Source organism: Mitsuokella jalaludinii, assembly GCF_928722185.1.
Lineage (GTDB): Bacteria > Bacillota > Negativicutes > Selenomonadales > Selenomonadaceae > Mitsuokella > Mitsuokella jalaludinii.
Map to the genome: position 1 here is coordinate 2310178 of NZ_CAKMXA010000001.1, position 17181 is coordinate 2327358.

A 17181-nucleotide genomic window follows, 5' to 3' on the forward strand; every position below is an offset into this window, starting at 1 on the left:
CTGAGGAGAAGTTTCATGAACATGCGCAAGAATTTCGATATATCGGCCTACCTCGTCGTAGGTCCCGAGAATACGCTCGGACGGCCGGTGGCAGATGTCATCCGGGCAGCGGTGGCGAACGGATTCACCTGCCTGCAGATCCGCTCAAAGACGGCCTCGGCGAGGGAACTCATCGCACTCTGCCGCGAGGCGGCGGATGTCCTGCGGGAACTCGGCAAGTCAGATGAAGTCGTCCTGCTCGTCAACGACAGGCTCGATGTCGCACTGGCGGCGCGCGAGGCGGGCATCAAGGTTGACGGCATCCACGTCGGTCAGAGTGACATCCCGGCAGCTGTCTGCCGCAAGTACCTCGGAGAGGAGGCCGTTATCGGCCTGTCGGCGCGCACGAATGAACTGCTCGACTACGTGCGCCATGCTGACACAAGCGCTATCGATTACTTCGGCGCGGGACCTCTCCATGAGACGCCGACGAAGAAGGACTGCGGTCGCGATGCTGAGGGCCATGTCATCACGAGAAGTTTCGCGGAGCTGACGGAACTCCACCGCATCAGCCCCGTGCCCGTCGTGGTCGGCGGCGGCGTCAAGGCACGCGATCTGCCCGCCCTGCGCAAGACGGGCGTCGACGGCTTTTTCGTTGTCAGTGCCGTGGCTGGGGCCGACGACCCGGCCGCTGCTGCGCGTGAGCTCGTGAAGACCTGGCAGTCTGCACCGCGTTCGTGACTCTATTGTAGAATAGATGAGATAGATGAGATGGGTGCCGCTTGCGGCATTCATCTTTTTTTTGCAGAGCCCCTATGATAAAATGGATGGGATGAGTAACGTACAGCAGAGAAGAGAGGGATATATCTTGCGATTGATTGTCGGGATTTCGGGAGCCAGTGGTGTCATCATGGGGTGGTACCTCCTCAAGGCTCTCCATGAGCTGCCGGAGGTGGAGACGCATCTGATCATCACGGAGGGGGCGGCCGTGACCTTTCCCTATGAGACGGAACACTCCCTCGAGGAGGTCCGCGCGCTGGCCGATGTCGTCCACGACAACCGCAATATGGCGGCCTCGATATCGAGCGGCTCCTATGAGACGAACGGCATGATCATCATCCCCTGCAGCATGAAGACGGTGGCCGGCATCGTCAGCGGCTACACGGATGACCTGCTGCTGCGGGCGGCCGATGTCTGCCTCAAGGAGGGGCGCAAGGTCGTCATCGTGCCGCGCGAGATGCCGATGAGCCGCATCCATCTGCGCAATATCAAGGAGGCTGCAGATTATGGCTGCATTGTCGTGCCGCCGGTGCTGACGTTCTACAACGGTGCGGACACGGTCGAGAAGCAGATCCAGCACATCGTCGGCAAGATCCTCATGCAGTTCCACATCTCGTATCGCGATTTTGTTCCCTGGCAGGGCGGTAAGCCTATGGTCTGAGACGTTTGTCTCGGACTTTTTTTATGCCGGAAAAAATTTTTAAAAATAAAGTCAAAAAGTCAGAAAAAGTATTTGACTTTTTGACTTTATCCGCTATAATAGGATATAGAAACAAGCAAGTTTCAGAATAATGATGACAATAAGAGCGATTATGGAGGATATGATTATGGGACAAGAAAAATATACAGCGAAGACGCTGGCGGCCCTGCAGTCCGCTCAGCAGATCGCAGCCATGAAATACCATCAGGAGATTACGTCAGCGCACGTGCTGCTGGCTCTGGCCAAAGAGCCGGAGGGACTGCTCGCGACAATCTTTGAGGAATGCCAGACGGATATGCCGATGCTCAAGGCAAGACTGGAGCAGGAGCTCGCGAAGATTCCGAGCGTCAAGGGTACGGACCGCCTTGGCATGGGCATGGACATGGTGCGCGTGCTCGGCCGCGCCGAGGAATACGCTAAGTCCATGAAGGATGACTACGTCTCGACGGAGCATCTGCTGCTGGCTCTCGCAACGGACGGCAGCAGCGAGGTGCAGGACATCTGCCGCCAGTTCCACCTGACGAAATCCGCAATCCAGGCGTCCATCCGCAAGAACCGCAAGCAGAATGTCACGACGGACAACCCGGAAGAGGGCTATAAGTCCCTCGAGAAGTTCGGGCGCGACCTCACGGCTGCGGCGCGTGCCGGCAAGCTCGATCCGGTCATCGGCCGTGACGAGGAGATCCGCCGCACGATCGAGATCCTGTCACGCCGCACGAAGAACAACCCGGTGCTCATTGGTGAACCGGGCGTCGGCAAGACGGCTATCGTCGAGGGACTCGCGCGCCGCATCGTGGCGGGCGATGTGCCGGAGTCGCTGAAGAACAAGACGCTCTTCTCACTCGACATGGGCTCCCTGATTGCCGGTGCGAAATACCGCGGTGAGTTCGAGGAACGCCTCAAGAGCGTCCTCAATGAGATCGCGAAGTCGGACGGCCAGATCCTGCTCTTCATCGATGAGCTCCACACGGTCGTCGGCGCTGGCGCGACGGAAGGCGCAATGGATGCCGGCAACCTCTTGAAGCCGATGCTGGCCCGCGGTGAACTCCGCTGCATCGGTGCGACGACGCTCAACGAGTACCGCAAGTACATCGAGAAGGATACGGCCCTCGAGCGTCGCTTCCAGCCGGTCATGGTCGGCGAGCCGAGCGTCGAGGACACGATCTCTATCCTGCGCGGCCTCAAGGAGCGCTATGAGGTCCATCACGGCGTGCGCATCCGCGATGCAGCTCTCGTTGCAGCGGCAACGCTCTCGGATCGCTACATCTCGGACCGCTTCCTGCCGGATAAGGCCATCGACCTCGTCGATGAGGCGGCCGCAAAGCTGCGTACGGAGATTGAATCCATGCCGCAGCCGCTCGATGAGATCCGCCGCAAGATCATGCAGCTCGAGATCGAGGAGCAGGCCTTGAAGAAGGAGACGGATGAAGCCTCCGAGGAGAAGCTCGAGAAGATCACGAAGGAGAAAGAAAAACTCCAGAAAGAGGAGAAAGAGCTCAGATCGCAGTGGGAGGCTGAGAAGAATGCCATCCTGCGCGTCCGCGCCATCAAGAAAGAGATTGACGGCGTGAACAGCGAGATGGAGGCCGCTGAGCGCGCCTACGACCTCAACCGCATGTCGGAACTCAAATACGGCAAGCTGCCCGAGCTCCAGAAGAAGCTCAAGGATGAGGAGGCCATCATCGCGGCCAAATCGAAGGACAGCCGCCTGCTCAAGGAAGAGGTCGGCGAAGAGGATATCGCGCAGGTCGTCAGCCGCTGGACGGGCATCCCCGTGACGAAAATGCTGACGGGCGAGCGCGAGAAGCTGCTGCACCTCGAAGATGTCCTGCACGCGCGCGTCGTCGGACAGGACGAAGCCGTCAAGGCTGTCAGCGAAGCCATCCTGCGCGCACGTGCCGGCATCAAGGACCCGAACCGCCCAATCGGCTCGTTCATCTTCCTCGGCCCGACGGGCGTCGGCAAGACAGAGCTCGCGAAAACGCTGGCGGAGGCACTCTTCGACGATGAGCGCAGCATGATCCGCATCGATATGTCGGAGTACATGGAGAAGCACAGCGTATCGCGCCTCATCGGCGCGCCTCCGGGATACGTCGGCTACGATGAGGGCGGCCAGCTCACGGAAGCGGTTCGCCGTCGCCCGTACAGCGTCATCCTGCTCGATGAGATCGAGAAAGCGCATCGCGACGTCTTCAATGTACTGTTGCAGATCCTCGACGATGGCCGCTTGACGGATGGCAAGGGCCGTGTGGTCAACTTCAAGAACACGGTCATCATCATGACGTCGAACCTCGGCTCGCACGAGATCCTCAACAAGAGCTACGATGAGGCGAAGGGCGCGGTCAAGGAAATCCTCAAGGACTACTTCCGTCCGGAATTCCTCAATCGTGTCGACGATATCATCGTCTTCAAGGCGCTCCAGAAGGAGCAGGTCAAGAATATCGCGGCCATCATGCTCAAGAGTCTCAGCGACCGCCTTGAGAAGCAGATCAAGATCTCGCTCAAGTGGACGGATGAGGCGCTCACGGCACTTGCCGACAAGGGCTTCAATCCGAATTTCGGTGCCCGCCCGCTGCGCCGCCTGTTGACGCATACGGTCGAGACTTCCCTGTCGAAGCAGATCATCCGCGGCGATGTCCGCGAGGGCGATACCGTTGAGATCGGCTATGACGGGACAGACTTCACTTTTAAGACGCTCCCCCGCGTCAAGGAGGAAGAAGAGGCATAAGCCATCCCCCTTACATGAAAACAGCTCCAGGAGCCTCATGGCTCTTGGAGCTGTTTTTATCTTATCGGATTGTCACTTGCATGTCATGGGTCATGGTGTTGGGACGAAGCGTGCGAGGAGCGTATGGCCGTTCTTGACGAGGTCGCGGCTCAGTGCGTCGAGCGGCGCGAAGATCGGCGCGTATTCGAGGCGCAGGCGGAAGCGCAGGAACTGATGTGAATTGCAACCGAAGATTGGCACGCGGTCGAGGATGTAGGGGTTCTCGTCCGGGTTGGCCAGGCCGTAATGGACGGTGAAGGCGGCGCGGTAGCCTGCTTCCTTCGTCATGCGCTCGAGCTCTTTGTCGTAAGAGCCGCACGGATAGGCGATGAATTTGATGGGTTTATTCAGGCGCCATTCAAGGGCTTTCTTGGAGTCCGTGAGCTGGTGCTGTACCTGGTCAGACGGGATCTTGTCGAGCTCTGGATGCGAGAGCGTGTGGCTCTCGAAGTCGATGAGGCCGCTCTGCTGCATCTCGTCGACCTGTGCCCAGGTCATGTAGTTGGGGTAGGTGCCGACGAAGTCCGAGATCAGGAAGATCGTCCCCTTGAGGTTGTACTTCTCGAGGATCGGGTAGGCGTTCTTGTAGTTGTCGACGTAGCCGTCATCGAACGTCAGGATGACAGGCTTCTCGGGCAGCGGCGTGCCGTTTTCCCAGGCGTCCATCATCTCCTCCGGTGTGATAGCGTGGTAGCCGTTGTCGGAGAGGTACTTCATCTGCTCGTCGAACTCGTCCGTGTGGACAGTCAGCGAGTTCTCGTCGCGGTCATTGATCTGATGGTAGTTGAGCACTGGTACGGCACGGGTGACCGAGTGCATGCGGTAGGCGCAGAGCGCGAATATCGCCAGGAAGATTATCAGCAGAGCCAGCAGGATTCGTTTGATCCAGGTAGTCATCGAGACACATCCTTTTCATTCATACAGTACACTTGGCAGTACGATCCGGGATGGACAAAGGGCCCATCTCCATACATATCGTTTAGTATATAACAAGCGGGAAATGAGGTCAAGGAAGCCCGGTGAGGTTCAGCTGAGCAGAAAAGGTTTTACAAATCGTCAAATCGGCTTATAATGATATAGGTGTAACATGCACAGGAATTGGCGGCATAAGGCCGTCCATCCCTCAGAATATCCATGATATCCATGATATATAGTATAAAGGAGTATTCATCCAGATGATGAGAAATGATTTATGCTGGTGTGGCAGCGGCAAGAAGTACAAGAAATGCCACGAAGACTTTGATGAGCGCATCTCGGAGATGAAATTCGACATCTTCCGCGGCCAGGTGCGCCCGCCGAAGAAGGTCATCAACAACGAGAAGGACATTGCCGGCGTGCGCGCCGCTGGCGTCATCAATGACGGCGCACTCGACCTCATGACGGAACTCGTCCGCCCGGGCGTCGATACGGCATCGCTCGACCAGGCTGCGGCTGACTACATCCGCGAGCGCGGCGGTATCCCGGCCTGCCTCAACTACGAGGGCTATCCGAAGAACGTCTGCATCTCGATCAACGAGGTCGTCTGCCACGGCATCCCGTCGAAGAAGACGATCCTCAAGGAGGGCGATATCCTGAATATCGACATCACGACGATCCTCAACGGCTACTACGCGGATGCCTCGCGCATGTACATCGTCGGCAAGGCTTCGCCGGAAGCAGAGAAACTCGTGCGCGTCACGAAGGAGTGCATGGAGCTCGGCATCAAGGCCATCCGCCCCTGGCACTTCCTCGGCGACATTGGCGCAGCCTGCGCGGCGCATGCGCATGAGAACGGCTACTCCGTCGTCACGGACCTCGGCGGTCACGGCGTCGGCAAGGACTTCCACCTCGAGCCGTTCGTGCCGCACGTCGGGGAGAAGGACACGGGCATGCTGCTCGTGCCGGGCATGATCCTGACGGTCGAGCCGATGATCAATGAAGGTTCTTACAAGGTCGTCGTCGACAAGGGAGACGGCTGGACGGTCCGCACGAAGGACGGCAAGCTTTCCGCACAGTGGGAGAATACGGTGCTCATCACGGAGACGGGGACGGAAGTCCTCTCGTCCTGATGCAGTACGATCAGAAAGAATGAGAGGATAGATACATGACAACATTCCAGGAACTCGGCATCCGCGCCTCTCTCTGCGATGTCCTGCGCAATCACGGCATCAAGGAGGCGACGCCGGTGCAGGAGAAGGCCATGCCACTCGTGCGTGCAGGAAACGACTGCATCGTCAAGGCGCAGACGGGCACGGGCAAGACGCTAGCCTTCCTGCTGCCGATCATCGAGAAGATCAAGCCGCAGGCAGCCGTCACGCAGGCACTCGTCATCACGCCGACGCGCGAGCTGGCCATTCAGATCGCCAAGGTCGCGCAGTCGCTCGCGGCTGCGGCCGACATCTCTTCGCTCGTCATCTTCGGCGGGCAGGACATCGAGAGGCAGAAGCAGAAGCTTCGCCGCCATCCGCAGCTCATCATCGGCACGCCGGGACGCCTTTTGGACCATCTGCGCCGCCAGACAATCGACCTCTCGCAGGTCAACAAGGTCGTCCTCGACGAGGCCGATGAGATGATGCGCCTTGGCTTCATCGAGGACGTCGAGACGCTGCTGCAGGCAACGGCAGGCGACCGCCAGCTCATGCTGTTCTCGGCGACAATGCCGGACCGCGTCAAGGCACTCTCGGCGCGCTACATGAACGCGCCCCAGAACCTTGAGATCAAGTCGGAGCATGTGACGCTCGACGCCATCGACCAGGTCATCATCGACACGCGCGAGGAGACGAAGATCGACAAGCTCTGCGAGATCATCAATCAGGAGCAGCCGTATCTTGCGATGGTCTTCTGCCACACGAAGCAGCGCGCGCACATGGTCACGATGGCGCTCGCCGCGCGCGGCTACCTCGTCGATGAGCTGCACGGTGACCTCTCGCAGGTCCAGCGCACGCTCGTACTCAAGCGCTTCCGCAAGGCCGAGCTCCAGATCCTCTGTGCGACGGACATCGCGGCGCGCGGCCTCGACATTGAGGGCGTGACGCATGTCTTCAACTACGATATCCCGCATGATGCCGAGAGTTACATCCACCGCATCGGCCGCACGGGCCGCGCGGGCGAGCGCGGCAAGGCCATCACCTTCGTCAACGCGCGCCAGTATGACTTGTTGCGCCGCATCGAGAGCGGCATCAAGGACAGGATACGCAAGCAGCGCTCGGAGCGCGGACGCCGCCACAAGGAGAAGCAGGAGCAGATCCTCAAGGAGATTCGCGAGAAGCGTGAGGAGAAGAAGGCACAGCGCAAGCCGCTGTCGAAGTATGCCAACCGCAAGGGGGCCTCGCACAAGGGGCGCAATGACCGCAGCCGCCGCCAGAAGGCACGCGGCACGAAGTCGAATCTCGGCCATCGCGCCAAGCCGGGGCGTTCCGGCCACAGATAAGAAAGGGCAATAGGAGCAGCCACTTCCTCAATCCGCTGGGGAAGCGGCTGTTTTTTGACAAAAAATTTTCAAAAACTTTGAAAAACAATAAGATGCAAGCAGGAATATGGAGAAAAAAGACGAATAAATGTACTGTAATCAAATTTGAGTACCGAACGTACCAACAAACCTAAGGGGGAATTTCCATGATCGGCATCAAGAATGTTATCGCAATCGTCTGCGGCGGCGGCCCCGCTCCTGGCATCAACAGCGTCATCTCGGGTATCACGAATGAGGCGACGCGCCATGGCTGGGATGTACTCGGCATCTACGATGGTTTCTCGAGACTTGCGCGCGGCGAGAAGAATTACGTCCGCCTCGAGCCGAAGGACATCAGCCACATCCACATGGCGGGCGGCTGCATCCTCAAGATGAGCCGCTTCAACCCGACAAAGAAAGAGTCCGACCTGCGCACGGTCGTGGAGACGCTGACGGAGCTCGGTGTCACGCACCTCGTGACGATCGGCGGCGATGACACGGCCTACAGCTCGGCAGCCGTCTCGGAAGAGGCGCGCAAGATGGGCCGCACGATCAATGTCGTCCACGTGCCGAAGACCATCGACAACGACCTGCCGCTTCCGGAAGGCGTGCCGACTTTCGGCTTTGAGACGGCCCGCGCTTTCGCGACGACGGAGATCGAGAACCTCATGGAAGATGCGCGCACGACGAACAACCGCTGGTACTTCACGATCGCCATGGGCCGCACGGCCGGTCACCTGGCACTTGGCATGGGCCGCAGCGCCGGTGCTGCCATCACGATCATCCCGGAGGAGTTCCCGCAGAAGAAGATTCCGCTGCAGCAGCTCGTCGACATCGTCACGGGCTCCATCGTCAAGCGCTACCTGACGGGCAAGAACTACGGCGTCGCTGTCATCGCTGAAGGTGTCATCGAGAAGATTGCGCCGGAAGACTTCAAGAAGCTCGGCGAGGTCGTGACGGATGAGCACGGCCATATCCGCTACAGCGAGCTCGACTTCGGTGAGATCCTCAAGCAGGCAGTGCTCGCTGAGGTCAAGAAGATCGGCATCAAGATCTCCATCATCGATAAGGAGATCGGCTACGAGCTGCGCTGCACGGCGCCGATTGCTTACGATATCGACTACGCGCGCTCGCTCGGCTACTCGGCCGTCCGCTTCCTCATGCGCGGTGACAGCGGTGCACTGATCTCTATCCAGAACAACGAAGCTGTGCCGATGCGCTTCGAGGACATCAAGGATCCGGCCACGGGCAAGACGCGCGTGCGCAAGGTCAACATCAAGTCCGTCCAGTACCGCATCGCGCGCGGCTCGATGATGCGCATGGAGAAGGAGGACCTCGACGATCCGGGCCTTGCCAATGCGTACCGCATGGACCCCAAGGCATTCAAGGAGCGCTATGCATACCTCTTCGAGACTGGGGAGGAACCAGAGGCAGCGCAGGCTGGCAAGGCAGAGGAAAAGAAAGCGTGACGCATCTCTTCCATATATAATGGACAGGGCAGGCATGGACCTGCCCTGATTTTTTTTGCGATCTGGCGATTTTTTTGTTTTTAGGTGTTGACAATAGGGGAGAAAGGCTCTATAATTATATCTTGTCAGCCGGAAGTAGTACGGCAGGCATGATATCGCGGGATGGAGCAGTCGGTAGCTCGTCGGGCTCATAACCCGAAGGTCACAGGTTCAAGTCCTGTTCCCGCAACCAATATGATAATCCGCAAAATCATAGATATAGATTCATCGCGGGGTGGAGCAGTCGGTAGCTCGTCGGGCTCATAACCCGAAGGTCACAGGTTCAAGTCCTGTCCCCGCAACCAAATGTGAGGTCGCTGATATAGCTCAGTCGGTAGAGCGTATCCTTGGTAAGGATAAGGTCACCAGTTCAATCCTGGTTATCAGCTCCATTCATACATGGCGGCATAGCTCAGTTGGCTAGAGCATGCGGTTCATACCCGCAGTGTCCGGAGTTCAAATCTCTGTGCCGCCACCAATTCATCAACTGAACCCCTGATACAGGGGTTTTATTTATGCCATCTGGCAGGCAGCTGCTTTGACAGGTCCGGGCAAAAAGATTTCTTTTTGTCAAGGATTTTGTGTTGACAGCGCCTGCCAACTGTGCTAAATTGTATTAGTGACATTATGAAAAAGTCAACTTTCGCAACGTAAGGGGTGTAATAAAGGATGCGCAACAATATCACGTTGGAGTGCACGGAGTGCCACAGCCGCAACTACCGCACGAACAAGAATAAGAAGAACAACCCGGATCGTCTGGAGTTCAATAAGTACTGCAAGTTCTGCAAGAAGCACACGGTGCATAAGGAAACGAAGTAAGGACGCGTTGTCAGTACGAACGGGGATGTGAAGTGATTGTGAAGAAGTTCCTGGACGAAGTAGTCGCAGAGATGAAAAAAGTGTCCTGGTCCACTAAGAAGGAGCTCGTCAATTATACGGCTGTTGTCGGCATTGCTGTTGCTGTCGTATGCGCCCTGATCTGGATCTGCGATACGTTCTTCGCGAGATTGTTCCACATCATTTTAAGGTGAGCTGGGTGAGATAAGCATGGCAGAAAAAGACGAGATGGATCTCCGTCAGGATAACCCTGGCAGAGCCTGGTACGTCATCCACACGTATTCGGGCTATGAGAATAAGGTCAAGGCCAATCTTGAGCGCCTGATCCACACGGCCAACATGGGCAACATGATCTTCAATGTGGTCGTACCGGTTGAAGATGAGGTCGAGATCAAGGACGGCAAGAAAAAGGTCGTCCCACGTAAGGTCTTCCCTGGATATGTCCTCGTCGACATGATCGTCGATGAACATTCCTGGTACGTTGTGCGCAACACCACCGGTGTTACTGGTTTCGTCGGTTCTGAGAAGCATCCGATACCGCTTACCGATGCTGAGGCAAAACGTATTCTGAAATCCATGGGAGAAGAAGAGGAACACAAACCTGAACTCAATGTTGCAGTCGGGGATGTCGTTCGCATCAACTCGGGTGTCTTCGAGAACTACACGGGCACGGTTTCCGAGATCGATACGGAAAAAGCGCGCCTCAAGGTCATCGTCGAAGAGACGCCGATTGAGCTTGGTTTCGATCAGGTCGAAACGCTTTGAGCGGAACCATCATTCCATCATTTTTAGGAGGTGAAACAAACAATGGCTAAGAAAGTTTCTAAGATTGTAAAGCTTCAGGTTATGGCTGGCAAAGCTAATCCGGCTCCTCCGGTAGGTCCTGCACTGGGCCAGGCTGGCGTCAACATCATGGGCTTCTGCAAGGAGTTCAACGAGAGAACCAAGGCACAGGCTGGTCTTACGATCCCGGTCGTGATCACGGTTTTTGAGGATAGATCCTTCACGTTCATCACGAAGACTCCGCCGGCTGCTGTCCTTCTGAAGAAGGCCGCTGGTCTTGAGAAGGCTTCTGGTGAGCCGAACAAGAACAAAGTAGCAAAGCTGCCGCGTGCAAAAGCACAGGAAATCGCTGAGAGCAAGATGAAAGATCTGAACGCTGGCGATATCGAGGCTGCTACCCGCATGATTGAGGGTACGGCTCGCAGCATGGGCATCGAGATCGTAGACTGATCCTGATCCCTTCCTCCTGTGGGAGGCAATACCGTTATAACCACAAAAAGGAGAACAACACAAATGGCTAAAGCTGGTAAGAAATATCAGGAAGCTGCCAAGCTCGTAGAGGCTGGCAAGCTTTACACGGCCGCTGAAGCAATGGAACTCGTCAAGAAGACGGCTACGAAGAAGTTCGATGAGACGATCGAGCTGCACGTCCGCCTCGGCGTTGATCCGAAGTATGCTGATCAGCAGGTCCGCGGCGCTATGGTCCTGCCGCATGGCACGGGTAAATCCAAGCGCGTCCTCGTCTTTGCAAAAGGCGAGAAAGTCAAGGAGGCAGAGGCTGCAGGTGCAGACTTCGTTGGCTCCGATGAAATCGTCCAGAAGATCCAGGGTGGCTGGCTCGACTTCGATGTCGCTGTTGCTACGCCGGATATGATGGGTACGGTTGGTCGTCTCGGTAAGATCCTCGGCCCTCGCGGCCTCATGCCGAACCCGAAACTCGGTACGGTAACGATGGATCTCACGAAGGCAATCAGCGAGATTAAAGCAGGTAAAGTCGAATACCGCACCGATAAGGCCGGTAATGTCCATTGCCCGATTGGCAAGGCATCTTTCGACGCTGAGAAGCTTCAGCAGAACTTCCAGGCCCTGATTGATACACTGATCCGCGTTAAGCCGGCTGCTGCAAAGGGCCAGTACATCCGCTCCATCACGGTTAGCGCCACGATGGGCCCGGGCGTACCGGTTCAGCTCTAAGCCGCTCTGAGGATCAGGCGAGACTCCGGTCTCCAATCGCATATCGAAGGCTGTAGACAGCAGGTTTGATATTTCATCATCTAACGACGATCATGTCGCCTGCCGAGGCCGGAGTCACCTAACTTAGAAAATGTGACCTCCGGCGGACAGCCGGAGGTTTTTTGATCTGTTTTAAAATCCAAGAAGACAGGAGGTGTAATAGAATGGGTGTTACTTCCGCTAAACAGGCTGTTGTCGCTCAGCTCAAGGAGCAGCTCGAGTCCGCTAAGGGCGTCGTGCTCACGAGCTACAAGGGTCTTACGGTTGCACAGGATACGGAACTACGTCGCGAACTCCGCGAGGCTGGCGTTTCCTATCATGTCGTAAAGAACACGATGCTCCGCATCGCTGCCAAAGAGGCAGGTATCGAAGGCATCGAAGAGCACCTCGAGGGCACGACGGCTTTCGCATTCTCCACGGAGGATGCTGTTGCTCCGGCAAAGGTCATCTGCGGCTTCATCAAGAAGAACAAGCTCGAGGATGCTGAGGTACTGACGGTCAAAGTCGGTATGGTCGAAGGCAAGGTCATCGGTGTCGACGAGGTCAAAGCTCTCGCAGCTCTGCCGTCCCGCGAGGAACTCATTGCCAAGCTGCTTGGCAGCATGAACGCACCGATTTCCAACACGGTCAACGTTCTGCAGGGCGTTATCCGCAATGCGGTCTATGTGCTTGACGCAATCCGCTCGCAGAAAGAGTCCGCTTAATTCCATTCAGGAGGCTCAGGCCGCCTGAGGGGTTAAGAAATAAACACGAAGAATTCAAATCGAAAATAACAAAACATTGGAGGAAAATCAAATGACTAAAGAAGAAATCATGGAAGCCATTGAAAACATGACTGTCCTCGAGCTGTCCGAGCTCGTAAAGGCTATGGAAGACAAGTTCGGCGTTAGCGCTGCTGCTCCGGTTGCAGTTGCTGCTGCTGGCGCTGCTGCTGGCGCTGCTGCTGAAGAGAAGACTGAGTTCACGGTCGTTCTCTCCGCTGTTGGCGACAAGAAGATCAACGTCATCAAGGCTGTCCGTGAAGCTACGGGCCTCGGCCTGAAGGAAGCTAAGGCTCTCGTTGATGGCGCTCCGGCTCCGGTCAAGGAGAACGTCTCCAAGGCTGATGCTGATGCCCTCAAGGCTAAGCTCGAAGAGGCTGGCGCTACGGTTGAGCTGAAGTAATTCAGTTTGCTGAATATGGGACCGTCCGCAAGGACGGTCTTTTTTTTTATGCACCTGACTTGACAGTCAAGTCAAGCTATGGTATAGTGTTAAACTACAGGAAATTGAATAGGGATAACTATGCGTATGTGGAAAGGAACGGAAGCAAGGTGCAAAAAAATAAGCTGACCTTGTTTTTTTCTTGTTCTATGATTCCGCATCTATTTGTGTTATTTCTCTATCTTTCAAAAAACATTCTAGTAAAATCAGGCTAAGGGGTGAAGGATTTAATGTTTAATCCTGTGCCGGTGGGCAAACGAACCAGGTATAGCTATGCCAGAATCAAAGAGGTCATGGAGATGCCGCATCTGCTGGACATTCAGCGGAACAGTTACCAGTGGTTCCTCGATAAAGGACTGCAGGAGATTTTCCATGATATCTCACCAATCCAGGATTTCTCCGGAAATCTGGTCTTGTCCTTCGAGAGCTTCTCGCTCGGCGAGCCGAAGTACGATCTCGACGAGTGCAAGGAACGCGATGTGACGCTGGCAGCACCTCTTCGGGTGAATGTCCGCCTCATCAATCGCGAGACAGGCGAAATCAAAGAGCAGGAAGTCTTCATGGGCGATTTCCCGCTTATGACCGATACGGGTACGTTCATCATCAATGGTGCAGAGCGTGTCATCGTCAGCCAGCTCGTTCGCTCTCCGGGCGCCTACTACGGCGAGGAGATCGATCCGACCGGCAAGCACCTCTACAATGCAACGGTGATCCCGAACCGTGGTGCGTGGATCGAGCTCGAGACGGATACGAATGACGTCGTATCCGTCCGCATCGACCGCACGCGCAAGATGCCCGTAACGTATTTCATCCGCGCACTCGGTTTCGATACGGATGAGAAGATCATCGAGCTCTTCGGCGACGATCCTCGCATGCTCAACACGATCGAGCGTGATGGCGAGGATGTCAAGTCGCAGGGCAAGGCTGTCATCGAGATCTACAAGCGCCTGCGTCCGGGCGAGCCGGCGAATGAGGACAATGCGACGCAGCTCCTCAATTCGCTGTTCTTCGATCCGAAGCGCTACGACCTCGCTACGGTCGGCCGCTACAAGCTGACGAAGAAGCTCGGCTGGAAGCGCCGCATCCTCGGCAAGGTCCTCGCAGAGCCGATTGTCGACCACGAGACGGGCGAGATCGTCATCCCGCAGGGCGAAGTCGTCACGGAAGACATGCTCGATGCTGTCGATGTCGAGCGCGAGAAGCAGCTCTTCGGTGAGGGCAACCTCATCACGCTGTTCCTGCTCAAGAAGGATGGCACGAAGGTCCGCCTGCTCTGCTCGCCGACGCTTGACATCCACGACCGCACGATCACGAAGAACGATATCCTCGCTTCGATCAGCTATCTGCTCAACCTCATGGATGGCTTCGGCACGACGGATGATATCGACCACCTCGGTAACCGCCGCGTCCGCGCCGTCGGTGAACTGCTGCAGAATCAGTTCCGCATCGGCCTCTCACGCATGGAGCGCGTCGTCCGCGAACGCATGACGATCCAGGATGTCGATGTCATCACGCCGCAGGCACTCATCAACATCCGTCCTGTCGTTGCTGCTGTCAAGGAATTCTTTGGTTCCTCCCAGCTCTCGCAGTTCATGGACCAGCACAACCCGCTGTCCGAGCTCACGCATAAGCGCCGTCTCTCGGCTCTCGGCCCGGGCGGTCTTTCCCGTGAGCGCGCAGGCTTCGAAGTCCGCGATGTCCACAACTCCCACTACGGCCGCATGTGCCCAGTCGAGTCCCCAGAAGGCCCGAATATCGGCCTCATCGGTTCTCTGGCCACGTATGCGCGCGTCAACCAGTTCGGCTTCATGGAGACGCCGTACCGCCGCGTCGACAAGGAGAACCACCGCGTGACGGACGAAGTCCGCTACCTGACGGCCGATGAAGAGGACGAGCTCGTCATCGCACAGGCCAACGAGCCGCTCGACGAGAACGAGTGGTTCGTCAACGAGCGCGTCACGGCGCGTTTCAACGAAGAGACGGGCCTGCACACGCGAGAGACGGTCGACTACATGGACGTCAGCCCGCGCCAGGTCTTCTCGATCGCGACGACGATGATCCCATTCCTCGAGAACGACGATGCGAACCGTGCCCTCATGGGTGCGAACATGCAGCGCCAGGCCGTTCCTCTTCTGCGCACGCAGGCTCCGCTCGTCGGCACGGGCATGGAGTACAAGGCTGCCTGCGACTCGGGCGTCATGGTACTCGCTAAGCGCGCCGGCGTCGTCGAGGAAGTCACGGCGGATTACATCGACGTCCGCACGGAGAGTGGTGAACTCGACCACTACAAACTGCAGAAATTCCTGCGTTCCAACCAGGGCACCTGCATCAACCAGGTCCCGATTGTCTATAAAGGCGACGAAGTAGAGGAGAAACAACCAATCGCTGACGGCCCGGCAACGGACCACGGCGAACTTGCACTCGGCTACAACATCATCGTTGCGTACATGCCTTGGGAAGGCTACAACTACGAGGATGCTGTCCTGCTCTCCGAGAACCTCGTCAAGCGCGATATCTACACGTCCATCCACATCGAGGAATACGAGTGCGATGCGCGTGATACGAAACTCGGCCCTGAGGAGATCACGCGCGACATCCCGAATGTCGCTGAAGAAGCCCTCAAGGACCTCGATGAAGAAGGCATTATCTCGATCGGTGCCGACGTCCGTCCTGGCGATATCCTCGTCGGCAAGGTCACGCCGAAAGGCGAGACGGAGCTCACGGCAGAGGAGCGCCTGCTGCGTGCCATCTTCGGCGAGAAGGCACGCGAGGTCCGCGACACGTCGCTGCGCGTCCCGCACGGCGAGCAGGGCAAGATCGTCGACGTCAAGATCTTCAGCCGCGAGAACAACGATGAGCTGCCGCCAGGCGTCAACCGCCTCGTCCGCGTCTACATCGCCCAGAAGCGCAAGATCTCGGTCGGCGATAAGATGGCAGGCCGTCACGGCAACAAGGGTGTCGTCTCGCGCATCATGCGCCAGGAAGACATGCCGTTCCTGCCGGACGGCACGCCGGTCGACATCGTCCTGAACCCGCTGGGCGTCCCGTCCCGCATGAATATCGGTCAGATCCTCGAGGCACACCTCGGCCGTGCTGTCCTCGAGATCGGCAAGCAGATCAAGGAGCACAATCCGACGATCGAGCAGCGCCTGCGCGACCTCGGCTACGACGTCGACCGCCTCGGCATGCCGAAGCCGGATGTCGCTGGCCTGCACATCGCGACGCCTGTCTTCGACGGTGCGAGCGATGAAGAGGTATTCGGCACCATCAAGGCTGCTGGCCTGCCGGTCGACGGCAAGACCGTCCTCTACGATGGCCGCACGGGTGAGCCGTTTGAGAACCGCGTAACCGTCGGCTGCACGTACTTCCTCAAGCTGCATCACCTCGTCGACGATAAGATCCACGCTCGTTCCACAGGCCCGTACTCCCTCGTCACGCAGCAGCCGCTCGGTGGTAAAGCACAGTTCGGCGGCCAGCGCTTCGGCGAGATGGAGGTCTGGGCACTCGAGGCATACGGCGCCGCTTACACGCTGCAGGAGATCCTGACGGTCAAGTCTGACGATGTCGTCGGCCGTGTCAAGGCGTACGAGGCCATCGTCAAGGGCGAGAATATCCCAGAGCCGGGCGTTCCGGAATCCTTCAAGGTCCTCATCAAAGAGCTCCAGTCCATCGGTCTTGACATCAAGGTCCTCAACGAGGATGCTAAGGAAATCACGATCCAGGACGACGATGACGATGATGAGAACATCAACGAAAAAGCAAAGAACCTCGATCTCGATGTAGCAGGCGTTGACCCGACGAAGGGCGAGGACGCCGCTGCGAAGGCTGATGCCGCTGACCACTACGACGAGGGTGCTCCGTCCGACGACGAGAAGCCGGATGACATCATCGCCGATATCGGCAGCCTCGGTTCGATCGTAGATCCGTCCGATGATGGAGAAGATGAGAAATAAGAAGGGAGTGT

The 17181-nt window shown here is 57.2% G+C and carries 15 protein-coding genes and 4 tRNA genes; 18 read left to right on the forward strand and 1 reads right to left on the reverse strand.

The window, feature by feature from the left end; genetic code table 11:
* The first annotated feature begins 15 nt into the window (after positions 1 to 15).
* The 3 genes from QDI87_RS10845 to clpB all read left to right on the forward strand — a co-directional run bounded on the left by QDI87_RS10845 (position 16) and on the right by clpB (position 4187).
* Positions 16 to 720 carry a thiamine phosphate synthase gene (locus QDI87_RS10845; RefSeq protein WP_278743296.1) on the forward strand — a complete coding sequence of 235 codons (705 nt, stop codon included), beginning with the start codon at positions 16 to 18 and terminating at the stop codon, positions 718 to 720.
* A 91-nt stretch (positions 721 to 811) separates the two neighbouring features.
* Positions 812 to 1420 carry a UbiX family flavin prenyltransferase gene (locus tag QDI87_RS10850; RefSeq protein WP_278743299.1) on the forward strand — a complete coding sequence of 203 codons (609 nt, stop codon included), beginning with the start codon at positions 812 to 814 and terminating at the stop codon, positions 1418 to 1420.
* 166 nt (positions 1421 to 1586) lie between these two features.
* Positions 1587 to 4187, forward strand: a complete 2601-nt coding sequence (clpB, locus tag QDI87_RS10855) for an ATP-dependent chaperone ClpB (RefSeq protein WP_278743301.1) — start codon at positions 1587 to 1589, stop codon at positions 4185 to 4187.
* A 90-nt stretch (positions 4188 to 4277) separates the two neighbouring features.
* Here the strand turns inward: clpB and QDI87_RS10860 are convergent, their stop codons facing one another.
* The gene (locus QDI87_RS10860; RefSeq protein WP_278743302.1) at positions 4278 to 5123 is read right to left on the reverse strand and encodes a polysaccharide deacetylase family protein; all 846 of its coding nucleotides are present in this window, start codon (positions 5121 to 5123) and stop codon (positions 4278 to 4280) included.
* Between the two features lie 278 nt (positions 5124 to 5401).
* On the opposite strand from QDI87_RS10860, the gene map reads away from it, so the two are divergent.
* From map to rpoB, 15 genes are all read left to right on the forward strand, one after another.
* The gene (map, locus tag QDI87_RS10865; protein ID WP_036377369.1) at positions 5402 to 6274 is read left to right on the forward strand and encodes a type I methionyl aminopeptidase; all 873 of its coding nucleotides are present in this window, start codon (positions 5402 to 5404) and stop codon (positions 6272 to 6274) included.
* A gap of 35 nt (positions 6275 to 6309) precedes the next feature.
* Positions 6310 to 7635, forward strand: a complete 1326-nt coding sequence (locus QDI87_RS10870) for a DEAD/DEAH box helicase (protein WP_278743303.1) — start codon at positions 6310 to 6312, stop codon at positions 7633 to 7635.
* Between the two features lie 185 nt (positions 7636 to 7820).
* Complete coding sequence (gene pfp, locus QDI87_RS10875) at positions 7821 to 9122, forward strand: diphosphate--fructose-6-phosphate 1-phosphotransferase (RefSeq protein ID WP_036377375.1); 1302 nt, start codon at positions 7821 to 7823, stop codon at positions 9120 to 9122.
* A 156-nt stretch (positions 9123 to 9278) separates the two neighbouring features.
* Positions 9279 to 9354, forward strand: a tRNA-Met gene (locus QDI87_RS10880).
* A 36-nt stretch (positions 9355 to 9390) separates the two neighbouring features.
* Positions 9391 to 9466: transfer RNA gene (locus QDI87_RS10885), tRNA-Met, on the forward strand.
* An 11-nt stretch (positions 9467 to 9477) separates the two neighbouring features.
* Positions 9478 to 9553 (forward strand) — tRNA-Thr (locus tag QDI87_RS10890).
* A 9-nt stretch (positions 9554 to 9562) separates the two neighbouring features.
* Positions 9563 to 9639, forward strand: a tRNA-Met gene (locus QDI87_RS10895).
* 191 nt (positions 9640 to 9830) lie between these two features.
* Complete coding sequence (gene rpmG, locus QDI87_RS10900; RefSeq protein WP_005839118.1) at positions 9831 to 9980, forward strand: 50S ribosomal protein L33; 150 nt, start codon at positions 9831 to 9833, stop codon at positions 9978 to 9980.
* 32 nt (positions 9981 to 10012) lie between these two features.
* Positions 10013 to 10192 (forward strand): preprotein translocase subunit SecE, encoded by a 180-nt coding sequence (secE, locus tag QDI87_RS10905; RefSeq protein ID WP_036377380.1) that lies wholly within the window; start codon positions 10013 to 10015, stop codon positions 10190 to 10192.
* Between the two features lie 16 nt (positions 10193 to 10208).
* A complete protein-coding gene (gene nusG / locus QDI87_RS10910) occupies positions 10209 to 10763 on the forward strand; it encodes a transcription termination/antitermination protein NusG (RefSeq protein ID WP_036377383.1) in 555 nt (184 codons plus the stop codon).
* 42 nt (positions 10764 to 10805) lie between these two features.
* Positions 10806 to 11231, forward strand: coding sequence for a 50S ribosomal protein L11 (rplK, locus tag QDI87_RS10915; protein ID WP_005839123.1), 426 nt, complete (start codon positions 10806 to 10808; stop codon positions 11229 to 11231).
* A gap of 63 nt (positions 11232 to 11294) precedes the next feature.
* A complete protein-coding gene (gene rplA / locus QDI87_RS10920) occupies positions 11295 to 11975 on the forward strand; it encodes a 50S ribosomal protein L1 (protein ID WP_036377385.1) in 681 nt (226 codons plus the stop codon).
* Between the two features lie 203 nt (positions 11976 to 12178).
* On the forward strand, positions 12179 to 12718 hold the full coding sequence (gene rplJ, locus QDI87_RS10925; protein ID WP_005839126.1) for a 50S ribosomal protein L10: 540 nt from the start codon (positions 12179 to 12181) through the stop codon (positions 12716 to 12718).
* 91 nt (positions 12719 to 12809) lie between these two features.
* The gene (gene rplL / locus QDI87_RS10930; protein WP_036377387.1) at positions 12810 to 13178 is read left to right on the forward strand and encodes a 50S ribosomal protein L7/L12; all 369 of its coding nucleotides are present in this window, start codon (positions 12810 to 12812) and stop codon (positions 13176 to 13178) included.
* A gap of 269 nt (positions 13179 to 13447) precedes the next feature.
* Positions 13448 to 17170 (forward strand): DNA-directed RNA polymerase subunit beta, encoded by a 3723-nt coding sequence (rpoB, locus tag QDI87_RS10935; protein WP_226868208.1) that lies wholly within the window; start codon positions 13448 to 13450, stop codon positions 17168 to 17170.
* Positions 17171 to 17181: the final 11 nt, after the last annotated feature.

Excerpts from the sequence above, each read along its gene's own strand:
- rpmG (WP_005839118.1), top strand. The coding sequence starts at position 9,831 with ATGCGCAACAATATCACGTTGGAGTGCACGGAGTGCCACAGCCGCAAC.
- nusG (WP_036377383.1), top strand. The coding sequence starts at position 10,209 with ATGGCAGAAAAAGACGAGATGGATCTCCGTCAGGATAACCCTGGCAGA.
- clpB (WP_278743301.1), top strand. The coding sequence starts at position 1,587 with ATGGGACAAGAAAAATATACAGCGAAGACGCTGGCGGCCCTGCAGTCC.
- rpoB (WP_226868208.1), top strand. The coding sequence starts at position 13,448 with ATGTTTAATCCTGTGCCGGTGGGCAAACGAACCAGGTATAGCTATGCC.
- map (WP_036377369.1), top strand. The coding sequence starts at position 5,402 with ATGATGAGAAATGATTTATGCTGGTGTGGCAGCGGCAAGAAGTACAAG.
- pfp (WP_036377375.1), top strand. The coding sequence starts at position 7,821 with ATGATCGGCATCAAGAATGTTATCGCAATCGTCTGCGGCGGCGGCCCC.
- QDI87_RS10850 (WP_278743299.1), top strand. The coding sequence starts at position 812 with ATGAGTAACGTACAGCAGAGAAGAGAGGGATATATCTTGCGATTGATT.
- QDI87_RS10870 (WP_278743303.1), top strand. The coding sequence starts at position 6,310 with ATGACAACATTCCAGGAACTCGGCATCCGCGCCTCTCTCTGCGATGTC.
- rplL (WP_036377387.1), top strand. The coding sequence starts at position 12,810 with ATGACTAAAGAAGAAATCATGGAAGCCATTGAAAACATGACTGTCCTC.
- rplJ (WP_005839126.1), top strand. The coding sequence starts at position 12,179 with ATGGGTGTTACTTCCGCTAAACAGGCTGTTGTCGCTCAGCTCAAGGAG.
- QDI87_RS10845 (WP_278743296.1), top strand. The coding sequence starts at position 16 with ATGAACATGCGCAAGAATTTCGATATATCGGCCTACCTCGTCGTAGGT.
- rplA (WP_036377385.1), top strand. The coding sequence starts at position 11,295 with ATGGCTAAAGCTGGTAAGAAATATCAGGAAGCTGCCAAGCTCGTAGAG.
- QDI87_RS10860 (WP_278743302.1), bottom strand. The coding sequence starts at position 5,123 with ATGACTACCTGGATCAAACGAATCCTGCTGGCTCTGCTGATAATCTTC.
- rplK (WP_005839123.1), top strand. The coding sequence starts at position 10,806 with ATGGCTAAGAAAGTTTCTAAGATTGTAAAGCTTCAGGTTATGGCTGGC.